Annotated in this window: 17 protein-coding genes; 13 read left to right on the top strand and 4 right to left on the bottom strand. The window is 28.6% G+C overall.

Annotated elements, in window-relative coordinates; translation table 11 throughout:
- Positions 1-40: 40 nt before the first annotated feature.
- From I2E98_RS08000 to I2E98_RS07985, 4 genes are all read left to right on the top strand, one after another.
- A complete protein-coding gene (locus I2E98_RS08000; protein WP_195468424.1) occupies positions 41-1,390 on the top strand; it encodes a hypothetical protein in 1,350 nt (449 codons plus the stop codon).
- A gap of 171 nt (positions 1,391-1,561) precedes the next feature.
- Positions 1,562-5,908: a PolC-type DNA polymerase III gene (locus tag I2E98_RS07995; RefSeq protein WP_195468423.1), complete on the top strand. Its 4,347-nt coding sequence runs from the start codon at positions 1,562-1,564 to the stop codon at positions 5,906-5,908.
- A 96-nt stretch (positions 5,909-6,004) separates the two neighbouring features.
- On the top strand, positions 6,005-6,916 hold the full coding sequence (locus I2E98_RS07990; protein WP_195468422.1) for an AEC family transporter: 912 nt from the start codon (positions 6,005-6,007) through the stop codon (positions 6,914-6,916).
- A 90-nt stretch (positions 6,917-7,006) separates the two neighbouring features.
- Positions 7,007-7,810 carry a class I SAM-dependent methyltransferase gene (locus tag I2E98_RS07985; protein WP_195468421.1) on the top strand — a complete coding sequence of 268 codons (804 nt, stop codon included), beginning with the start codon at positions 7,007-7,009 and terminating at the stop codon, positions 7,808-7,810.
- Positions 7,811-7,848: 38 nt separating this feature from the next.
- Here I2E98_RS07985 and I2E98_RS07980 read toward each other — a convergent pair whose 3' ends face one another.
- The 4 genes from I2E98_RS07980 to plsY form a co-directional block, all read right to left on the bottom strand.
- Entirely contained in the window at positions 7,849-7,998 is a 150-nt protein-coding gene (locus I2E98_RS07980) for a hypothetical protein (protein ID WP_195468420.1), read from the bottom strand.
- Positions 7,999-8,082: 84 nt separating this feature from the next.
- On the bottom strand, positions 8,083-8,505 hold the full coding sequence (locus tag I2E98_RS07975; RefSeq protein WP_195468419.1) for a hypothetical protein: 423 nt from the start codon (positions 8,503-8,505) through the stop codon (positions 8,083-8,085).
- A gap of 230 nt (positions 8,506-8,735) precedes the next feature.
- On the bottom strand, positions 8,736-9,023 hold the full coding sequence (locus tag I2E98_RS07970; protein WP_195468418.1) for a DUF1294 domain-containing protein: 288 nt from the start codon (positions 9,021-9,023) through the stop codon (positions 8,736-8,738).
- A 56-nt stretch (positions 9,024-9,079) separates the two neighbouring features.
- On the bottom strand, positions 9,080-9,670 hold the full coding sequence (gene plsY / locus I2E98_RS07965; protein ID WP_148323084.1) for a glycerol-3-phosphate 1-O-acyltransferase PlsY: 591 nt from the start codon (positions 9,668-9,670) through the stop codon (positions 9,080-9,082).
- A 161-nt stretch (positions 9,671-9,831) separates the two neighbouring features.
- Between plsY and I2E98_RS07960 the strand changes: the two genes are divergently transcribed.
- The 9 genes from I2E98_RS07960 to gltA all read left to right on the top strand — a co-directional run bounded on the left by I2E98_RS07960 (position 9,832) and on the right by gltA (position 19,513).
- Positions 9,832-9,981 carry a hypothetical protein gene (locus tag I2E98_RS07960; RefSeq protein WP_166484650.1) on the top strand — a complete coding sequence of 50 codons (150 nt, stop codon included), beginning with the start codon at positions 9,832-9,834 and terminating at the stop codon, positions 9,979-9,981.
- A 413-nt stretch (positions 9,982-10,394) separates the two neighbouring features.
- Positions 10,395-11,438: an ABC transporter ATP-binding protein gene (locus I2E98_RS07955; RefSeq protein WP_195468417.1), complete on the top strand. Its 1,044-nt coding sequence runs from the start codon at positions 10,395-10,397 to the stop codon at positions 11,436-11,438.
- Entirely contained in the window at positions 11,432-12,304 is an 873-nt protein-coding gene (locus I2E98_RS07950) for a sugar ABC transporter permease (RefSeq protein ID WP_195468416.1), read from the top strand. Before I2E98_RS07955 ends, I2E98_RS07950 begins: the two co-directional genes overlap by 7 nt.
- A gap of 11 nt (positions 12,305-12,315) precedes the next feature.
- The gene (locus tag I2E98_RS07945) at positions 12,316-13,143 is read left to right on the top strand and encodes a carbohydrate ABC transporter permease (protein ID WP_195468415.1); all 828 of its coding nucleotides are present in this window, start codon (positions 12,316-12,318) and stop codon (positions 13,141-13,143) included.
- A gap of 183 nt (positions 13,144-13,326) precedes the next feature.
- Positions 13,327-14,664, top strand: a complete 1,338-nt coding sequence (locus I2E98_RS07940; RefSeq protein ID WP_195468414.1) for an ABC transporter substrate-binding protein — start codon at positions 13,327-13,329, stop codon at positions 14,662-14,664.
- 100 nt (positions 14,665-14,764) lie between these two features.
- The gene (locus tag I2E98_RS07935) at positions 14,765-15,736 is read left to right on the top strand and encodes a bifunctional oligoribonuclease/PAP phosphatase NrnA (RefSeq protein WP_195468413.1); all 972 of its coding nucleotides are present in this window, start codon (positions 14,765-14,767) and stop codon (positions 15,734-15,736) included.
- A gap of 187 nt (positions 15,737-15,923) precedes the next feature.
- Entirely contained in the window at positions 15,924-17,090 is a 1,167-nt protein-coding gene (locus I2E98_RS07930) for an iron-containing alcohol dehydrogenase (protein ID WP_148323087.1), read from the top strand.
- Positions 17,091-17,225: 135 nt separating this feature from the next.
- Positions 17,226-18,116: a sulfide/dihydroorotate dehydrogenase-like FAD/NAD-binding protein gene (locus tag I2E98_RS07925; protein ID WP_195468412.1), complete on the top strand. Its 891-nt coding sequence runs from the start codon at positions 17,226-17,228 to the stop codon at positions 18,114-18,116.
- On the top strand, positions 18,116-19,513 hold the full coding sequence (gene gltA / locus I2E98_RS07920) for an NADPH-dependent glutamate synthase (RefSeq protein WP_195468411.1): 1,398 nt from the start codon (positions 18,116-18,118) through the stop codon (positions 19,511-19,513). Before I2E98_RS07925 ends, gltA begins: the two co-directional genes overlap by 1 nt.
- Positions 19,514-19,632: the final 119 nt, after the last annotated feature.

Genomic DNA, 19,632 nt, shown 5'->3' with positions numbered 1-19,632 from the left:
GGTAAAATTAAATTAAATACTAAATAAAAGGGGATATTTTATGAAAAAAGTATATAATTTGATAGTAATATTTTTATTTATGGGTATGCTTATATCTTGTGGTACGTTAAATAAGGGTATTAGTACAAATTTAGAAGAAAAAACATTGAATTCTTTATATTCAGAGGTAGAAAAAGATGTAATTTTTATGAGAGATACTATGCATAAAAAGGCTTGTGGTTTTTTTCATTTTGTTACAGAGGAGGAATGGACTAATAGTTGCAATGAGTTAATAGAAGATTTAAATTCTAAATATATGTCAAATGAAACTATATATTATAGAATTAATGAATTATTAGCTAAGGTAAGAAATAGTCATACAAATATTAATCCAGGTTTTGAAGTTAACTTAAAATATTTTCCAATAGGTATTGGTAAAATTCAAAATGATTTTAGAGTTGGAATTATTGAAAAAGAGTATGAGAAATTAATAGGAGCAAAGCTTTTAAAAATTAATGAATATACTATTGAGGAAGTCAGAGATAAATATATGAAAATTGAATCTTGTGAAACAGAAAAGCATATAGAAGAAAAAGTATTTAATCAATATCCATTGGAACAAACAGCATTAGAGTATTTAGAAGTTGTAGATGGAGAGTCTGCAAATTTTACTTTTGAATTAGAGAATGGAGAAATAGAAACTATTATAATTAAAAGTGGAGATATAGAAAATTATGAATTTGTGAAGATAGGTGATAAACTATTAAATTATCCACCAACTTCTTTAAGGAATGTACCAGAAGGACAAAGTGAATATTATTGGTATAATATTGATGAAGAAAATAAAGCTGCGTATTTTCAATATAATACATGTGCAGATTCAACTATAACCAATAGGCAATTTAATGAGAATTTCCTTAATACAAGTTCTATGCCGGTGTTTTCAGAGTTTGGAGATGAAATGATAGAGTTTATGAAAAATAATGATAATAAATTTGATAAATTTATTATTGATTTAAGAAAAAATGGGGGTGGAAATAGTCAATTATTAAATTCTTGGATAGTGAAAAATAAAGAGTATTTATCATCTAAAGATATAAGAGTTTTAATTGGTCCAGCTACAGCATCAGCTGCACTTAAAGCTGTTGAAGACTTATTAAATAATTTTAATATTACAATATATGGAGAAGAAACAAGTGGACCTGTAGGAGGATTTACAGAAGTTGCAATGTATAAATCACCTAATACAGACAGTGTGTTTTTCTATTCTGTCTCTGAAACAGGAAACTCTTCTTTAATAGAAAGAGCAGATGATGAGTTTAGAGGAATAATACCAGATGTATTTGTACAAACTTCCTATGAAGAGTTTATAAATGGTATAGATGCTGTTTATAATAAAGCTTTAGAATAGAATTAGTTTATAAAATAACTGTATTAAAATTATATAAACAATTTATTAGTATGTTTATATAGTTTGGTACAGTTTTTATATTAAAATGAAATTTATAGTAGTTATTTAACAAAAATAAATTTGTGCTATAATGGTGTAGTTGAAAATTTTAAAAGATTTGGGGGTATAAGATTGAGTGACGATATTATAAAAAAGCTAACCCTTGAAATAAATAAACATGAAAGTTTAGAAGATAAAGAACTTAAAATTATAAAGTTCCAACTTTTAAGAAAAAGTATGATTTTAAAAGTTATTTTAAGAGGAAAAGAAAAATTAGCGCATGAAGAAGAAGAACTAATTAAAAAGATTATTTGTAAAACATTAATGATAAGAATTACTGTAGAAATAGTTTTTTATAGAGATGCTTCAGATATCACATTAGATGAAGTTATACAAAATCATTGGATTGAATGTATTTCAGATACAATGAAAAAGACTCCATTATGTAAAACTCTTTTATTAAATTGTAGAAAAGAAGTTAATGATAATAAGGTATCTGTATTCAATGGATATGATAAGTTAACACAACATTTAAAGAGTAAGAATGGGGAAAAAGACTTAGAAAATACTGTTGAAGCAATGTTTGGAATAACTTGCAAGTTTGAAATAAAATATGATCCTACTATGGAAGTAGTAATAGATTATGCAGCAAGAGAAAAAGAAGAAAAAGAATTGTTAAACAAAGCTATGCAGGCTAGAGTTCAAGAAATGAGCAAAGCCTCAAGTTCTGTAAGTAAACCAGTAGAGAAAAAGCCAGCTGAAAAGAAAACATATGAAAAGAAAGAAAATAGTTATAAGAGAGAACCAAAAGCTGAAAATGCAATATATGGTAGAAATATTTCTATTGAAGCTACTCCAATAAATGAAATAAATGAAAGATCAGGATATGTTGCTGTTTTAGGAGATGTATTTAAAGTTGATACTATGGAAACTAAAACAGGTAAGATAATTTTAACATTCTATATTACTGATTATACTAGCTCTATAACAGTTAAATGCTTCTTAAAACCTCAGGAAAAAGATGAGGTTCTTGATAATGTTAAAAAGGGTCTTTACTGTAAGGTTAGAGGTGAAGCCGTATATGATACATATCAAAGAGAAGTTGTAATAATGGGTAGAGACATCTTAAAAATGAAAAAGATGGAGAAGATGGATGGAGCTGAAGAAAAGAGAGTTGAACTTCATTGTCACACTACAATGAGTGCAATGGATGGTGTTACTCCAGTTTCTAAAATTGTTGAAAGAGCTGCAAAATGGGGTCATCCTGCTATAGCAATTACTGACCATGGTGGAGTTCAAGCCTTTCCAGATGCACAAATAGCTGCTAAGAAAAATAAAATAAAAGTTATTTATGGAGTAGAAGGATATTTAGTAGATGATGGAGTGCCACTAGCTTTAAATGAGAAAGGTCAAAATTTAGATGATACATATGTTGTATTTGACTTAGAAACAACAGGATTTTCATCTAAAAATGATAAGATAATAGAAATAGGTGCTGTAAAAATTAAAAATGGAGTTATTGTAGATAACTTTAGTGAATTTGTAAATCCAAGAAGACCTATACCATATAAAATTATTGAATTAACAGGAATTAATGATGATATGGTTAGAGATGCTGAAGGAATAGAAGATATATTACCAAGATTTTTAGAATTTATAGGAGATTCAGTTGTTGTTGCCCACAATGCTGCATTTGACTGTAGCTTTATATCTAAAAATTGTAATGATTTAGGTTTAGATTTTAATCCAACTATAGTAGATACTGTTCCATTATGCAGATTCCTATATCCTGAATTAAAATCTGTGAAATTAAATATTGTAGCAAAGCATCTAGGGGTTAAGCTTGAAAGTCATCATAGAGCTGTAGATGATGCTAAAGCAACAGCAGATATTTTAGTAGAATGTTTTAAGAAAATAAAAGAAGATTTTGAAATACAAACTTTAGAAGAATTAAATAAAGTATTCTTAGAAAAAGTTGATATTAAAAAGCTACCAACCTATCACATAATAATCTTAGCTAAAACTCAAGCTGGAATTAGAAATTTATATAAGCTTGTTTCAGAAGCTCATATTGATAATTTCTTTAGACGACCAAGAACAAAAAGATCTAGACTTATGGAAATGAGAGAAGGTCTTATAATTGGAGGAGCGTGTGAGGCAGGAGAAATATATAGATCTGTAATAGGTGGAAAAAGTGATGAAGAAATAAAGGAAGTAATGAGCTTTTATGATTATGTAGAAATTCAACCTATTGGTAATAATGCTTATATGATAGAAAAGGGCTCAGTAAAAGATGAAGATGAACTTAGAGAAATCAATAGAAAAATCTATGATTTAGCAAAAGAAATTAATAAGCCAACTGTAGCAACTTGTGATGTTCATTTCTTAGATCCACATGATGAAGCATTTAGAAGAATAATTATGGCTGGACAGGGATTTGGAGATGCAGATAATCAAGCTCCGCTTTATTTTAGAACTACAGAAGAAATGTTAAAGGAATTTTCATACTTAGGAAGTGATATTGCTAAAGAAGTAGTAGTTAAAAATCCACAGGCAATTGCAGAATCTGTAGAAGAAAACTTAAAACCTATTCCAGATGAAACTTATCCTCCTAAAATTGATGGAGCAGATGATGATATTAGAAATATGACAATGAATAAGGTTCATTCTATATATGGAGATAACCTTCCAGAGGTAGTTCAAAAAAGATTAGATAAAGAGCTAAATTCTATTATTAATAATGGATATGCGGTACTATATCTAATTGCACAAAAATTAGTTGCAAAGTCATATTCAGATGGATATTTAGTTGGATCGAGAGGATCAGTTGGTTCATCTTTTGTTGCAACCATGTCAGATATAACAGAGGTTAATGGATTGCCACCACATTATGTTTGTCCTAAGTGTAAGAAGTCACATTTCTTCTTAGATGGATCTGTAAGTTCTGGAGCAGACTTAGAAGATAAGGATTGTCCAGATTGTGGAGTACCATATATAAAAGATGGTCATGATATTCCTTTCGAAACTTTCTTAGGATTTGAAGGAGACAAAGAACCAGATATAGATTTAAACTTCTCTGGTGATAACCAAGCTGATATTCATAAATATACAGAGGTTTTATTCGGTAAGGGATATGTATTTAAAGCTGGAACAATAGGTACAGTTGCAGAAAAAACAGCATATGGATTTGTTAAAAAATATTTAGACCAACATAATCAAATAGTTTCGCAAGCAGAAATTGAAAGATTAACTATTGGATGTACAGGGATAAAAAGAACTACTGGTCAGCATCCAGGAGGAATAATGGTTGTTCCTAATTATACTGATGTATATAATTTTACACCAATACAAAGACCAGCGGATGATTCAACATCAGATGTAACAACTACACACTTTGATTACCATTCTATTTCCGGTAGATTACTTAAGCTTGATATTCTTGGTCACGACGATCCGACAGTACTTAGAATGCTTCAAGACATAACAGGTTTAGATCCTAAGACTATACCTTTAAATGATAAAAAAGTACTGTCTTTATTTACATCACCAGAAGCCTTAGGTATTACGAAAGAGGAGCTTGAATGTGAAGTTGGATCTTATGGGTTACCAGAGTTCGGAACAAAATTCGTTAGACAAATGCTTGTAGATACACAGCCACAAACTTTCTCAGACCTAGTGAGAATATCAGGTTTATCACATGGTACAGACGTTTGGCTGAATAATGCACAATACTTTATTAAAGAAGGATATACTACCTTAAGAGATTGTATTGCAACAAGAGATGATATCATGGTTTATCTTATGTATAAAGGTGTTGAACCAAAAACTGCATTTACTATAATGGAAAGTGTAAGAAAAGGTAAGGGATTAACAGAAGAGTTTGAGAAAACCATGAAAGAAAATAATGTTGAAGATTGGTATATAGAAAGTTGTAAGAGAATCAAGTACATGTTCCCTAAAGGTCATGCTGTTGCCTATGTTATGATGGCTGTTAGAGTTGCCTATTATAAGGTATATTATCCGCTTGCATATTATGCAACTTACTTTACAGTAAGAGGTGCAGATGATTTTGATGCAGATTTAATTTGTAAAGGAGAAACTGCAGTTCATGCAAAGCTTCAAGAATTATATGCACTTGGTAATCAAGCAACTGTAAAAGACAAAGGGTTGATTACTGTTTTAGAGCTTTCTTTTGAAATGTATAAAAGAGGATTTAAAATGCTTAAGGTAGATTTATATAAATCAGATGCAACTAAATTCTTAATTGTAGACAATGCATTAAGACCACCTCTAAGTTCATTACAAGGTGTGGGAGTAAATGCAGCCAAATCAATTGCAGAAGCAAGAAAAGATGGTGAATTTATTTCAAAGGAAGATTTAAGATTGAGATCAAAGGTATCTAAAACTGTAATTGAGACTTTAAGCAATCATGGTTGTTTAGAAGGTATGTCAGAAACAAATCAATTATCATTATTTTAAAATAAATACTTAAAAAGACTAATCACTAGTGATTAGCCTTTTTTTGTTTAATATAGTGTATAATTAAATTGATAATAAAGTTTAGGGGGAAAAATAATGGATTTAACAGTAATAATAAATAAAGTAATATCTCTATTTTTAATAATGATTATAGGTGTATATGGAAGTAAAAAAAAAATAATAACTCCAATGATAAATAAAGGATTAACTAATATATTGTTAGAAATCACGCTACCTTGTTTAGTTATTTCTTCATTTATATTTGATATGGATAATCAGCTAAAGAATAATATTATAAAATGTTTTATTTATAGTCCAATAGTTTTAATAACTACTACATTCATATCTTATATTGCACTTTTTCCAATAAAGTCAGATAAAAAAATAATAATGCAGTTTGCAAATATTTTTTCAAATTGTGGTTTTATAGGTTTTCCAATAATTTATAGCATATTTGGAGGAGAGGGAGTTATATATGCCTCTATTTTTAATATGTTTTTTACAATAGCATTATGGACCTATGGTATTATATTGTTTAATGGAAATATAGAGAAAAAAGATTTAAAAAAAGTTTTCTTAAATCCATCTATTATAGCAGTTATAATTGGATTAATAATACTAATATTTAATATCAGTATTCCAGAAGTAGTATATTCTACATTAGACTTAGTGGGTGGGGTAACATCGCCTCTATCAATGATAATAATAGGTGTAATATTAGGAAATAGTAATATACTTAATTACTTGAGAGATTATACTATATATTATAGTAGTATTTTAAAATTACTAGTATTACCAGTTGTTTTAATTATTATTTCAAAAATAATAAATGATAACTCAATAGTAGTTAAAACATTGACTATAATTACAGCAATGCCAGCAGCTGCAATGACATCGATTTTAGCAGAAAAGTTTGATAAGGAAAAAGAATATTCTGCTGTTATTATTTTTATTACAACTCTATTTTCTTTAATTACCTTTCCACTTTTACTTAAATTTATATTATAGAAATTTAATAAAATAAATAAAATAAACATACGAACAATTATTACATGAATAACATAAGATATATCTAAGTAAGTATTAAAGGAGATTAAGGTGAGCTATAATTCGATTTATAATATTGTTGGGTTTAATAATGAAGTAAATAGACTTGAAACTCAAGCTAAATTAGGTTGGAAAAAAGAGTTTAGAACATTAAAGTGGCTAGGACTTAAGGATGGAATGCGTATATTAGATGTTGGTTCAGGTACAGGAATATATACTGAATTATTATTAGAAAATTTACCACATAGCTCAGTAACTGCTTTAGAAGTTGATAGAAAATTATTTGATATGTCTAAAGAGCGTTTAAGTGAATATGAAGGAAATAGACTTAATTTTAAGTTTGGCTCTATAAAAAATAGTGGTCTTAAAGAAAATAGTTATGACTTTGTAGTTTGTAGATTTGTATTTCAACATTTAGAAAGTCCTATTGAAGCAACAAAGGAGATATATAGATTATTGAAACCTGGTGGAATAGTTGCAATTATTGATTCAGATAGAGGAATGCATGGAGTAAGTGATCCAGAAATGCTATTTAAAAGTGGAAGAGGATTCATTAATCAGATAGAAAAAAAGGCAGGATGGAATAGAGAAATTGGACGTAAACTTATTAAAATACTAAAATATACTGGGTTTGAAAAATTAGATTTTGAAGCAGTAACTATTCATAGTGACTTAGTTGGAATAAAAAATATTCTTGGAGATAATAAAGTGCCACCAGAGATAATTAAAATGATTAGTAGGAGCAATCCAAGATTAGCTAAAATTATGAGGATTTGTAGTGATAGTTCTGAGAGAGAAAAATGCACAATAATATTTTTGAACTTAATAGCAAAAGGTCAAAAACCTATTAATTAACATAGAAAATAAAAAGGGCCATAAAGACCCTTTTTATTTTAGTTTTCCCACCATTTAATTGGTGTTCTTTTTTGTGGATATATAACGGTAGTCTTATTAATATTCTTAATATTTTCTGCATATAAGTTTAAAGAACTACAAGTTAAAGCAACAAACATTAATGGAATAATAAATAAAGTTTTTTTCATTTTTATTACCTCCAATAAAATAGCAATACTATGAATATTAATAATATTCCACATAATAAAATAATTATTTATAGTTATTAATTATTAAGTTCTAAAGTCAAATTTAGTTGAGCATTTTTTACAAGTAACAACTATATTACCTTTACCTCTTGGAAGTCTAAGTTTTTGTCTGCAGTTAGGACATTTAGTAATTTTATAGTTACGATATTGAGTATATTTAAACTTAATGCTTTCAAATATATAAGATAAATTATTTAAATCATATACAGGCAAATTATAAGGAATAGATTTGCCAAATTTCTTTAAAAATTTATTTGTGTATGTATAGAAAACATTATATTCATTTTTTCTTTTATATATTTTTTTTGAAAATGCTCTATATACAGCATAAATTAAAATAAGTGTACCTAAAATTCTACTGTAATCAAAAATGTTAAGTATACAAGATAATAGAATTAATATTATTGATAATAAATCAAATCCATAGGTACCTTTTAAAAAGTTCATAGAATCACCCCGAAGTAAAAAATATTAATATATTTAGTTTTTAGAATAATTATAATATAAATTAAAAGGTTGTACAATTTATTTTATATTAATAAGTAATGAATAAAAAGTTAATAATAGTATAGAATATTAATGTAATCATCTAGTTACTAAGTAGCTAGAAGTGATTATGGGGCGTTGCAATAAAAAATGCAACGTCTTTTATTTTTTGTAACCACAGTAATAAATTTCTAATAAAAAAGTTTGATTGAAAAGTTAGAGTTCAAAAATAAGAATATAGATATTAACTGAAATAAAAAAATAATTGGAAATCCTAATGTAAATTTTAAGTGTTTTGTTTTATGTCTAAAAGTATACATTCCAAGTATTCCTCCAATACTACCACCTATAAGAGCTAATATAAAAAGTGTTTTTTCACTTATTCGCCATTGTCTCAACTTAGCTTTTTGTTTATCTATGGCCATAAGAGTAAAAAGTAGTATGTTGGTAAATACTATATAAACAAATATAAATTTCATAAAACCTCCTAAAGAAAAAACACTGATATAAATATAATTCAGTGTTTTTATAAAATTTATTTTTCTTCACCTTTAATTAATCTAGCAATGTTACTTTTATGTCTCCAAAATACTAAAAGGCAAGTAAAAAGAGTAGCATAAACATAATATTTATTATAGCCTAATAAAAGAGTTGATAAAAATAATGTAACACCAGCAGCTAAAGAACGAATTGAAACAATTTTTGTTACCAATTTTAAGCCGAAGAAAATTACAGCTGTAATTAAAAAAGGTATAGGAAGAACTATCATAAAAGCAGCTGCAGAAGTAGCTACACCTTTACCACCTTTAAATTTTAAAAAGATAGTATAGTTATGTCCTAATATTGCGGCAATGGCTACTAATGATAAACTTAAACTTGCATCAGTTTTTAGTATATCACTCCAAATTAAAATACGTGTTAATAGTACTGGAATAATGGCTTTTATCATATCACATATTGCTGTTATTTTTGAAAGTTTTTCACCTGCAACTCTTCTAACATTGGTAGCACCAATGTTACCACTTCCATATTCTCTTACATCTTTATTAAGTTTCTTTTTTACTAAAATATATCCACTAGGAATTGATCCCATAAGATATGAAAAAACAATTAATAATGGTAGCATATATACCTCCTTATATATCTTTACATAAATATAATATTTAAGAATATTAAATTATGCAAGAAATATTTATAAATAAAAAGTTACTAAGCTTATAGTCTTAATAGCAATAATATAAAGAGTAACATACAATATAACATTAAGAAGTGAGAGGTAAATCTTATATGGATAAATGGGATGAATTTGCTATTATAACTTTTATTACTTGTGATGCTATATTGGAGAACGTTTACGAAATTAAAAATTTTTATAAATATTATTATAAGAATATTAAAAGAGAGGTTAAAGATATAATTAGTAGGTTAATTAAATAACAATTAATGAAAAAAATATAAGTAATAACATTGGAGAAAAAAATGGTAAACATAAAAAAATATAATTAGGAAAGTATAAGTAATATGAAATTTTTATATTAAAAATATAAAAACTTATATTAATATTACTCATTACCAATAAATTTGAGTACTAAATTTATATCGATAATATTAGTAGGGTATTTGTAGATAAAATTTTAAATATAGGTTAAATTTACATATAAATGTATGGAAATTAGAATAATATGGATTAATTTAATATTATTGATAAAAAATTTAAAATACAAAGAGCGGAAAGTGGGAAAAACGTTGACAAAGACAAAGTTATTGTCGTATTCTGTAATAGCGCGAAAATCTAGCGGTTTTTGTATTTAATAGTATATGTATTAAAAAAAACATGAGGTGAAGTATCAATGGGAATAAGACTAGAGAACCTAGTTGTAAAATTTGGAGATTTTAAGGCACTTAATGAGGTTACGTTACAAATTCCGAAAGGAAAATTAGTATCATTATTAGGACCTTCAGGATCAGGGAAATCAACTACATTATTTACTATCTCAGGAATCCATAAAGCACATAGTGGAAAGATTTATTTTGGAGATAGAGATGTAACAGGATTAGAGCCAGAAGAATTAGGAATAGGATTGGTATTCCAAAATTATGCGCTTTATCCACATATGACTGTAAAAGAAAATATATTATTTCCTTTAAGAAATTTAAAGTGGGATAAGGAAGAAGCTGAAAAGAGAGCTATAGAAGTTGCTAAGATTGTAAAAATTGAAAGCCAATTAGATAAAAAGCCAGCTCAACTTTCAGGGGGACAACAACAAAGAGTTGCTATTGCAAGAGCATTAGCAAAGAAGCCAGATATTCTTCTTCTTGATGAACCTTTATCAAACTTAGATACAAAGTTAAGAGTTGAAACAAGACAAGAAATTAGAAGAATTCAAAAAGAAACAGGGGTTACTGCTATATTTGTAACTCATGACCAAGAAGAAGCAATGTGTATTTCAGATGAGATTGTATTAATGAAAGATGGTGCAATTCAACAAGTTTCATCACCAAGTGATATATATATGAATCCAGTAAATAAATTTGTTGCATCTTTTATAGGAAGTCCAGAAATGAATTTTATTAATTTAGAATGTAATGATGGAAAAGGTGTTATAGATTCATTAAAAATAGAGAACTTACCTAAGGATAAGTCTAAGGTTATTTTAGGTGTAAGAGCAGAAGATTTTGAGGTAGCAGAAGAAGGTTTAAGAACTAAGGTTATTACAGTAGAAATATTAGGTAGAGAAAGATTATTAACATTAGAGCATAAAGGTGCTACATATAAAATGTTAGTTGATAAAGAATTCTTTATTGACGAAGGTGCTGAACTAATTATTAAGCCAAAAACAGGTAAGAGCTATGTTTTTGACGCTGAAAGTGAGGAGTTCTTAACAAAATGCTAAAGAAGACAAATAAATTTAAAGGATATATTTATTTACTACCTGCACTTATAATACTTGCTGTTTTTGTATTTTATCCTATAATTAATACAATAATTTTTAGTTTTGATGAAACTAAACGTGATGGCTTTCGATTTGGGTTTCAAGCATATAAGTATTTATTTAAGGATCAAAGATTCCTAAAATCATTATTAAACACTGTAATTTATGCGGCTGTAGTTCCGGCATTATCAGTATTTATTTCATTAATATTAGCTAATTCATTAGCTAATATTAAAAGTGAAAAAGTAAGAGGAATATTTCAAAGTATTTATTTCTTACCATACGTAACTTCATTAGTTGCTATAGGTATGGTATGGTCTTGGTTATTTAACTCAGATTATGGAATAATTAACTTCTTATTAGAGAAGATAGGAATAGCTCCTATTAATTGGCTTAATGATCCTAAGTATGCAATGATAGCTGTTGTTATATTTGCCGTATGGAAGAGTTTAGCGTTTAACACTTTAATATTAACTACAGGTATTGCTTCAATAAATCCACAATACTATCAAGCAGCTAAAATTGATCAGGCTACAAACGGAACTATATTTAGAAAAATAACAGTTAAATTAGTTTCTCCAATGATAGTTTATACATATGTTATTAGTTTAATTGCTGCTTTTAAAGTTTACACAGAAGTTTATGTTCTGTTTGGTAAAAATACACTAGATGGTGCAGTTTCTACTGTTGTTATGTATATAATTGATAGATTCACCGATGATCAGGATTTCCCATTAGCATTTGCTGCATCAGTAGTTCTATTAATTATAATATTAACTGTTACTTTAGTACAAAAAACAGTTACTCGTAATAAGATTCATTACTAAGAGGTGTAAAAATGAAAAATAAAAATAATTTTAAGGTAGCCATTAAATACTTCTTATTAGTAGTCTTTGCTTTAATAACGTTATTTCCATTTTATTGGATGATAGCTTCATCATTAAAGTCAGGCTTTGAAGTTATTCAAACGCCACCTACAATGGTGCCAGATAAGTTTATGTGGAGTAACTTTAGTAAAGCTTTATCAATGGCTCCTTTTGGAAGATATTTTATAAATACAATTGTAGTTACAGCTTTAAGTATTATTACTACAGTTATAATTTCAATATTATCAGCATTTGCGTTCTCACATCTTGAATTTAAAGGTAGAGACTTTATATTTGCGCTTTTCTTAGCATCAATGATGATACCAGGAGAAGTATTGATAGTAACTAATTTTAAAACTATATCACAATTAAAAATGACTGATACTTATGCAGCATTATTTGTTCCATATATGGCAAATGTTTTATACATATATATGCTTAGAGAGTTCTTCTTAAAGATTCCAAAGCAATTATATTATGCAGCAAAAGTAGATGGAGCAAGTGATTGGAAATTCTTATGGAGAATAGTAGTTCCAATGGCTAAACCATCAATTATTACAATTTGTATATTAGTAGGTATAAATTCATGGAATGCATTCTTATGGCCATTGCTTGTTACAAATAGTGATAATATGAGATTACTTGCAAATGGTTTAACAGCTTTCAAATCTGATGTAGGAAATAGCTATGAATTATTAATGGCAGCATCAACAGTAATTACAATGCCAATAATCGTTGTTTATATATTCTTACATAAAAGGATTATGAATGGTATATCTATTGGGGGAACAAAAGGATAATCAAAATTATTAAGTTTATAGGAGAAGTTTTAATTAAAAGATGAAGTATTAATGCTTTGATTATTTATATAAAAGTTATTATTATAAATGCTTTAATTATGTGTATATGAAATTAAATACTTTATCTTTTAATAATCTTTTCTTAAAAAAATATATATAAATTAGGTTTTAGAGGTGAAACGAATGAAAAAAAGATTATTAGCATCTTTAATGGCTGGAGCACTTGCAGTTACAGCATTAACAGGTTGCTCAAAAGGTGATTCTTCAAGTCAAGAACAAGAAATAGTGACAGAATTACAAAATCCAGTTACAATTGAAATGTGGCACTATATGAATGGAAAACAAGCAGAAGTGTTACAAAGTATAATTGATGACTTCAATAGTTCAAATGAGTTAGGAATAACAGTAAAGGCTTCAGCACAAGGTAATATACCAGATTTAAACAAAAAAGTTATAGTAGCTTCTCAAGCAAATACTTTACCAGCTATAATAAATGTTTATCCAGATATTGCAACAGGTTTAATTAATAATAATAAGCTTGCAGACTTAACACCTTATGTTAATAATGAAACTGTAGGAATGGCAGAAGATTTGAAAAATGATTTTGTTCCGGATTTTGTAAAAGAATTATCACAATGGGGAGAAAATAAGATTTATGGATTCCCAATGACTAAATCTACAGAAGTTGTATATGTTAATAAAACTTTATTAGAGAAAATAGGATATACTGTTGATGATTTAAAAGATTTAACTTTTGAAAAATTAGCTGAAATATCTCAAAAATCAAAAGAACAATTAGGAATACCAGGTTTTGGATTTGATTCAAGCTCTAATGCATTTATTTCTACTTTAAAAGAAGATGGAAAAGATTTTGTTGAATTAGATGGAAAAATTAACGTTGTTAACGATTGGTCAAAAGAATTTATGCAATTCTACAGAAAACAAGTTCAAAGTGGTGGCTTTAGAACAACAACTAGTGAAGAAAAATTCTTATCAGATCCATTCTCAAATCAAAAAGTATTAATGTATCAAGGTTCTTCAGCTGGATTTGCACATATAAATACTAATGGTGCTTTTGATATAGCTATAGTAGAAGTTCCTTATTTTGAAGGTAAAGATAAAGCTGTTATTCAACAAGGTGCTTCTTTATTTGTAACTACAGATGTTCCAGCGGAACAACAATATGCTGCATATGAATTTATCAAATTTGCAACTAACACTGAAAATACTGCTAAGTTTGCAAGTGCAACTGGATATTTACCAGTTAGAAAGTCTGCAGAAGACTCTACATTAGTTCAAGAATTAGTAGCAGATAGTAATTCTTTATATGGTAAGATTTATGAAGTAGCAAAAGATTCTTTACAATACGCTTACTTCAGTCCAGCAATAAATAATGCTCAATCAGCTAGAACTGTTGCTGATGAAAAGGTTCAAGCATATTTAAATGGACCTTCAGATGATATTGATGCTATGTTAAAGGAAATGGAATCTCAAGTTGAGATTTCAATAAGCCGTGAATAAGATATTAAAAATTATAAATTAATTTATGCCCTGCTTAGCCTTGCTAAGTAGGGGATTTTTTTATTGAATATTTAAATTTTATTTTTAGGAGGTATTAAAAATGAAAGAAAAATTAATGAAAAATATAATAAATAAAATTGAGAAGTATGATACTATAGCAATATATCGTCATGTTTTTCCAGATCCAGATTCTTATAGTTCTCAAACTGCATTAAAGAGTATTATTGAAAATACATATCCAAATAAAAAAGTAGTATTATTAGGAGAGCATTCAAAAAACCTAGAATATATAAATACTATGGATGATGAAATAGAGATAAATGAAGACTCATTAGCTATTATAGTAGATGTAGCCAATAAGGAAAGAGTTGATAACCAATCATTTAATAATTGTGGTTATATAATTAAAATTGATCATCATAAGCCTTTTGATGCTCCATTTGAAAATCTAACATGGGTAGATACTAATTATTCTTCTTGTAGTGAAATGATTTTAGATTTATATTTAGCTAATAAAGATAAGTTGAATATAGATAAAAAAGGAAGACGTGCTTTATTTACAGGTATAATTGGAGATACAGGAAGATTTTTATATATAGATAATCCAACTAATTTATTTGAAAAACTATCTAAAATTACTTTTGATTTAGAAACAAAAGAGATTTACGCAAATATGTATAAAAGAGAAGAAGCAGAATTAAAATTCTTAGGATATATTTATAGTAACTATGTAACTACTGAAAATGGAATGGCATACTTAAAAGTAAAAAATGAGATAGCTAAAAAATATGGATTAGAACCAATAAAGGCTGCTAGAATGGTAAATGCGCTTCAAGATACTTCAGGAATAAATAATTGGAATTTCTTTGTAGAAAAAGAAGATGGTTCAATTTTCTGTGAGTTAAGATCTAATGGGCCTAGAGTTAATGATATTGCATCTAGCTTTGGAGGTGGAGGCCATATGCTAGCGGCTGGGGCATCTCTTGAAAATTGGCAAAAGGTTGATGAAATGATAGAAGCTCTTGATAATAATTCTAAAAAGTATAAGGAAGAAAACATAGGAAAAGAATAAAATGTAAAAAAAGATACCTAAAGGTTAACTTTATATGAAAGTTGTCTTTAGGTATCTTTTTATGGATAAAAATATATTTCAATTTAGTAATTTTATGGTATAATTAATTTATATTACAAATTAAGTAATAATTTTAAAATAGTGTATAAAGATGTATTTATGAAAGGTTTTAAGGAGGAGAAAAAATATGGCAAGATTCACATTACCAAGAGATATTTATCATGGGAAAGGTTCCTTAGAAGTATTAAAAACTTTAAAGGGAAAAAGAGCTGTAGTAGTTGTTGGTGGAGGCTCAATGAAAAGATTTGGGTTCTTAGATAAAGTAGAAAGTTATTTAAAAGAAGCTGGAATAGAAGTTAAGTTAATAGAAGGAGTAGAACCAGATCCATCAGTTGAAACTGTTATGAGTGGAGCAGCTGTAATGAGAGATTTTGAACCGGACTGGATAGTAGCTATGGGTGGAGGATCACCAATAGATGCGGCAAAAGCAATGTGGATTTTTTATGAGTATCCTGATTTTACTTTTGAACAAGCAGTCGTACCTTTTGGTTTACCTGAATTAAGACAAAAGGCTAAATTTGTAGCAATACCATCAACTTCAGGAACTGCAACAGAAGTAACTGCTTTTTCTGTAATTACTGACTATAAAGCGAAAATTAAATATCCTTTAGCTGATTTTAATATAACTCCAGATATTGCAATAGTTGATCCAGAATTAGCACAAACAATGCCTGCTAAACTTGTTGCACATACTGGAATGGATGCATTAACACATGCAATAGAAGCATATACAGCTTCATTAAGATCGAATTTTTCAGATCCATTAGCTTTAAAGGCTATTGATATGGTTAATGAATATTTAGTTAAGTCTTTTGAAGGTGATGTAGAAGCTAGAAATTTAATGCATGAAGCACAATGTTTAGCTGGTATGGCCTTTAGTAATGCTTTACTAGGAATAGTACATTCAATGGCTCATAAAGTTGGAGCTGTATTCCATATTCCACATGGATGTGCTAATGCAATTTTCTTACCATATGTAATTCAATATAATAGATTAGAATGTGAAGATAGATATGCTGATATAGCAAAAATGTTAAAGTTACAAGGAAATACTGATGCAGAGTTAACAGATTCACTAATAGAAAAAATAAATGAATTTAATAGAGCTTTAAATATTCCAGTGTCAATGAAGGAATATGGAGTAACTGAGGAAGAGTTTTTGGATAATGTTAAACATATAGCTCATAATGCTGTTTTAGATGCATGTACAGGCTCAAATCCAAGAACAATTGATGATGAAACTATGGAAAAACTTCTTTCATGTACATTCTATGGAAATAAAGTAGACTTTTAATAAATAGTTTATTGATTTAAGAATGCATTTTTAAGTAAACAAATTTAAAAGTGCATTCTTAAACTTATAATAAAGATTCTAAACTTAAAATTTAGTTATAAAATATAACATAAGAAAATTATGGGGGTTATTAAGGTGTATAAGATAACAAGTAAAAGATTATTAACTGAAAACATATATTTAATGGATATTGAGGCGCCAAGAGTAGCTAAATCAGCTCAGCCTGGACAATTCATTATTATAAAAAATGATGATAAGGGTGAAAGAATCCCTTTAACTATTGCAGATTATGATAGGGAAAAGGGAACTGTTACAATAGTTTTTCAAACAGTTGGATATGGCACAAAAGAGCTTGCTAAATTTGAAGTAGGTGATTATGTACAAGACTTTGTTGGACCATTAGGTCAGCCAAGTGAGTTTGTACATGAAGACTTAGATGAACTTAGAAAGAAAAAAGTTTTATTTGTAGCGGGAGGGGTAGGTGCAGCACCTGTTTATCCACAAGTAAAATGGTTCTATGATAATAATATTGATGTTGATGTTATTATTGGGGCTAGAAATAAAGAGTTAGTAATATTAGAAGAAGAGATGAGAAAAGTAGCTAAAAATTTATATATATCTACTGATGATGGTTCTTATGGATTTAATGGTAGAGTTACAGATTGTTTATTAGATTTAGTAAATAATAAAGGAAAGAAATATGACCATGCCGTTGTCATAGGACCAATGATAATGATGAAGTTTATGTCAATGCTTACTAAGGAGCTTAATATAAAAACCACTGTAAGTTTAAATCCTATTATGGTTGATGGTACAGGTATGTGTGGTGCTTGTAGAGTTACGGTAGGAGATGAAGTTAAATTTGCATGTGTTGATGGTCCAGAGTTTGATGGGCACCTTGTAAATTTTGATGAAAGTATGAGAAGGCAATCTCTTTATAAAAGTGAAGAGGGAAGAGCTATCCTAAAATTAGAGGAAGGCGACACACATCATAGAGAAGGTTGCGGATGCGGAGGTCATAAGTAATGAATAAAGTAGTAGATAGAATGAAGAGAATACCTGTAAGGGAACAAGAAGCTAGTGTAAGAGCAAAAAACTTTGATGAAGTTTGCTTAGGATATGATGAAGAAAGAGCTTTAGATGAAGCGAGTAGATGTTTAGGATGTAAAAATCCAAGGTGTGTAAGTGGATGTCCCGTATCAATAGATATACCAGGATTTATATCTCATGTTAAAGAGGGAGACTTTGAAGGTGCAGCAAAAGAAATTGCAAAGTATAGTGCATTACCAGCTGTTTGTGGAAGAGTATGTCCGCAAGAATCTCAATGTGAAGGAAAGTGCGTATTAGGAATAAAAGGTGAACCAGTTGCTATTGGGAAACTAGAAAAATTTACAGCTGACTGGGCAAGAAATCATAACGTTGATCTTTCTGATAAAGAAGAATCAAAAGGTAAAAAAGTAGCTGTAATAGGCTCTGGACCAGCAGGGCTTACTTGTGCAGGAGATTTAGCAAAGAAAGGTTATGACGTTACTATATTTGAAGCTTTACATGAGGCTGGTGGAGTTTTAGTTTATGGTATACCTGAGTTTAGATTACCAAAAGAAGAGGTAGTAAAATCTGAAATTGAAAATATTAAAAAGTTAGGTGTTAAAATTGAAACTAACGTAGTTGTTGGAAGAACAGTTACAATAGATTCATTGATTGAAGAGGAAGGATTTGATGCTGTATTTATAGGATCAGGTGCAGGGCTACCGAAATTTATGGGAATACCAGGTGAAAATTCAAATGGAGTATTTTCAGCAAATGAATTTTTAACAAGGGTAAACTTAATGAAAGCATTTAAAGATGAATACCATACACCGGTTAAGGTTGGAAAGAAGGTAGCTGTAGTTGGTGGAGGAAATGTTGCTATGGATGCAGCTAGAACAGCATTAAGACTTGGTGCGGAGACTCATATTGTATATAGAAGAAGTGAATCAGAATTACCAGCAAGACTTGAAGAAGTTCATCACGCAAAAGAAGAAGGTGTAATATTTGATGTATTAACTAATCCTACAGAAATTTTAACAGATGAAAAAGGATGGGTTACGGGAATGAAGTGCGTTAAAATGGAACTTGGAGAACCAGATGCTTCTGGAAGAAGAAGACCAGTTGTTAAGGAAAATTCTGAGTTTATTATGGATGTAGACACTGTTATAATGTCTCTTGGAACATCTCCTAATCCATTAATTTCCTCAACTACTAAAGGATTAGAAATTAATAAGTGGAAATGCATAGTTGCTGATGAAGAAACAGGTCTTACAACAAAAGAAGGTGTTTATGCTGGAGGAGATGCAGTTACAGGTGCTGCCACTGTTATTTTAGCAATGGGAGCAGGCAAAAAAGCAGCTACTGCAATAGATGAATATTTAAGTAATAAATAATCAGAATTAATTGACTTTTTATCAATAAATGAATAAAATTATTTTATAACTCCAAAGTTATGTTCTTTCTTTGGGGTTTTTCTTTATAATACAATGAAACTCCTTCGCCTAAAGGTCGA

Origin of the sequence: Clostridium sp. D43t1_170807_H7, assembly GCF_015555905.1 — a bacterium.
Classification (GTDB): Bacteria; Bacillota; Clostridia; order Clostridiales; family Clostridiaceae; genus Clostridium.
Note: the sequence above shows the minus strand (reverse complement) of the source record. Positions and strands in the feature narration are given on the sequence as shown.

Excerpts from the sequence above, each read along its gene's own strand:
- I2E98_RS07950 (WP_195468416.1), top strand. The coding sequence starts at position 11,432 with ATGCTAAAGAAGACAAATAAATTTAAAGGATATATTTATTTACTACCT.
- I2E98_RS07980 (WP_195468420.1), bottom strand. The coding sequence starts at position 7,998 with ATGAAAAAAACTTTATTTATTATTCCATTAATGTTTGTTGCTTTAACT.
- I2E98_RS07970 (WP_195468418.1), bottom strand. The coding sequence starts at position 9,023 with ATGAAATTTATATTTGTTTATATAGTATTTACCAACATACTACTTTTT.
- I2E98_RS07935 (WP_195468413.1), top strand. The coding sequence starts at position 14,765 with ATGAAAGAAAAATTAATGAAAAATATAATAAATAAAATTGAGAAGTAT.
- I2E98_RS07955 (WP_195468417.1), top strand. The coding sequence starts at position 10,395 with ATGGGAATAAGACTAGAGAACCTAGTTGTAAAATTTGGAGATTTTAAG.
- I2E98_RS07945 (WP_195468415.1), top strand. The coding sequence starts at position 12,316 with ATGAAAAATAAAAATAATTTTAAGGTAGCCATTAAATACTTCTTATTA.
- I2E98_RS07940 (WP_195468414.1), top strand. The coding sequence starts at position 13,327 with ATGAAAAAAAGATTATTAGCATCTTTAATGGCTGGAGCACTTGCAGTT.
- I2E98_RS07960 (WP_166484650.1), top strand. The coding sequence starts at position 9,832 with ATGGATAAATGGGATGAATTTGCTATTATAACTTTTATTACTTGTGAT.
- I2E98_RS07990 (WP_195468422.1), top strand. The coding sequence starts at position 6,005 with ATGGATTTAACAGTAATAATAAATAAAGTAATATCTCTATTTTTAATA.
- gltA (WP_195468411.1), top strand. The coding sequence starts at position 18,116 with ATGAATAAAGTAGTAGATAGAATGAAGAGAATACCTGTAAGGGAACAA.
- plsY (WP_148323084.1), bottom strand. The coding sequence starts at position 9,670 with ATGCTACCATTATTAATTGTTTTTTCATATCTTATGGGATCAATTCCT.
- I2E98_RS07930 (WP_148323087.1), top strand. The coding sequence starts at position 15,924 with ATGGCAAGATTCACATTACCAAGAGATATTTATCATGGGAAAGGTTCC.
- I2E98_RS07975 (WP_195468419.1), bottom strand. The coding sequence starts at position 8,505 with ATGAACTTTTTAAAAGGTACCTATGGATTTGATTTATTATCAATAATA.
- I2E98_RS08000 (WP_195468424.1), top strand. The coding sequence starts at position 41 with ATGAAAAAAGTATATAATTTGATAGTAATATTTTTATTTATGGGTATG.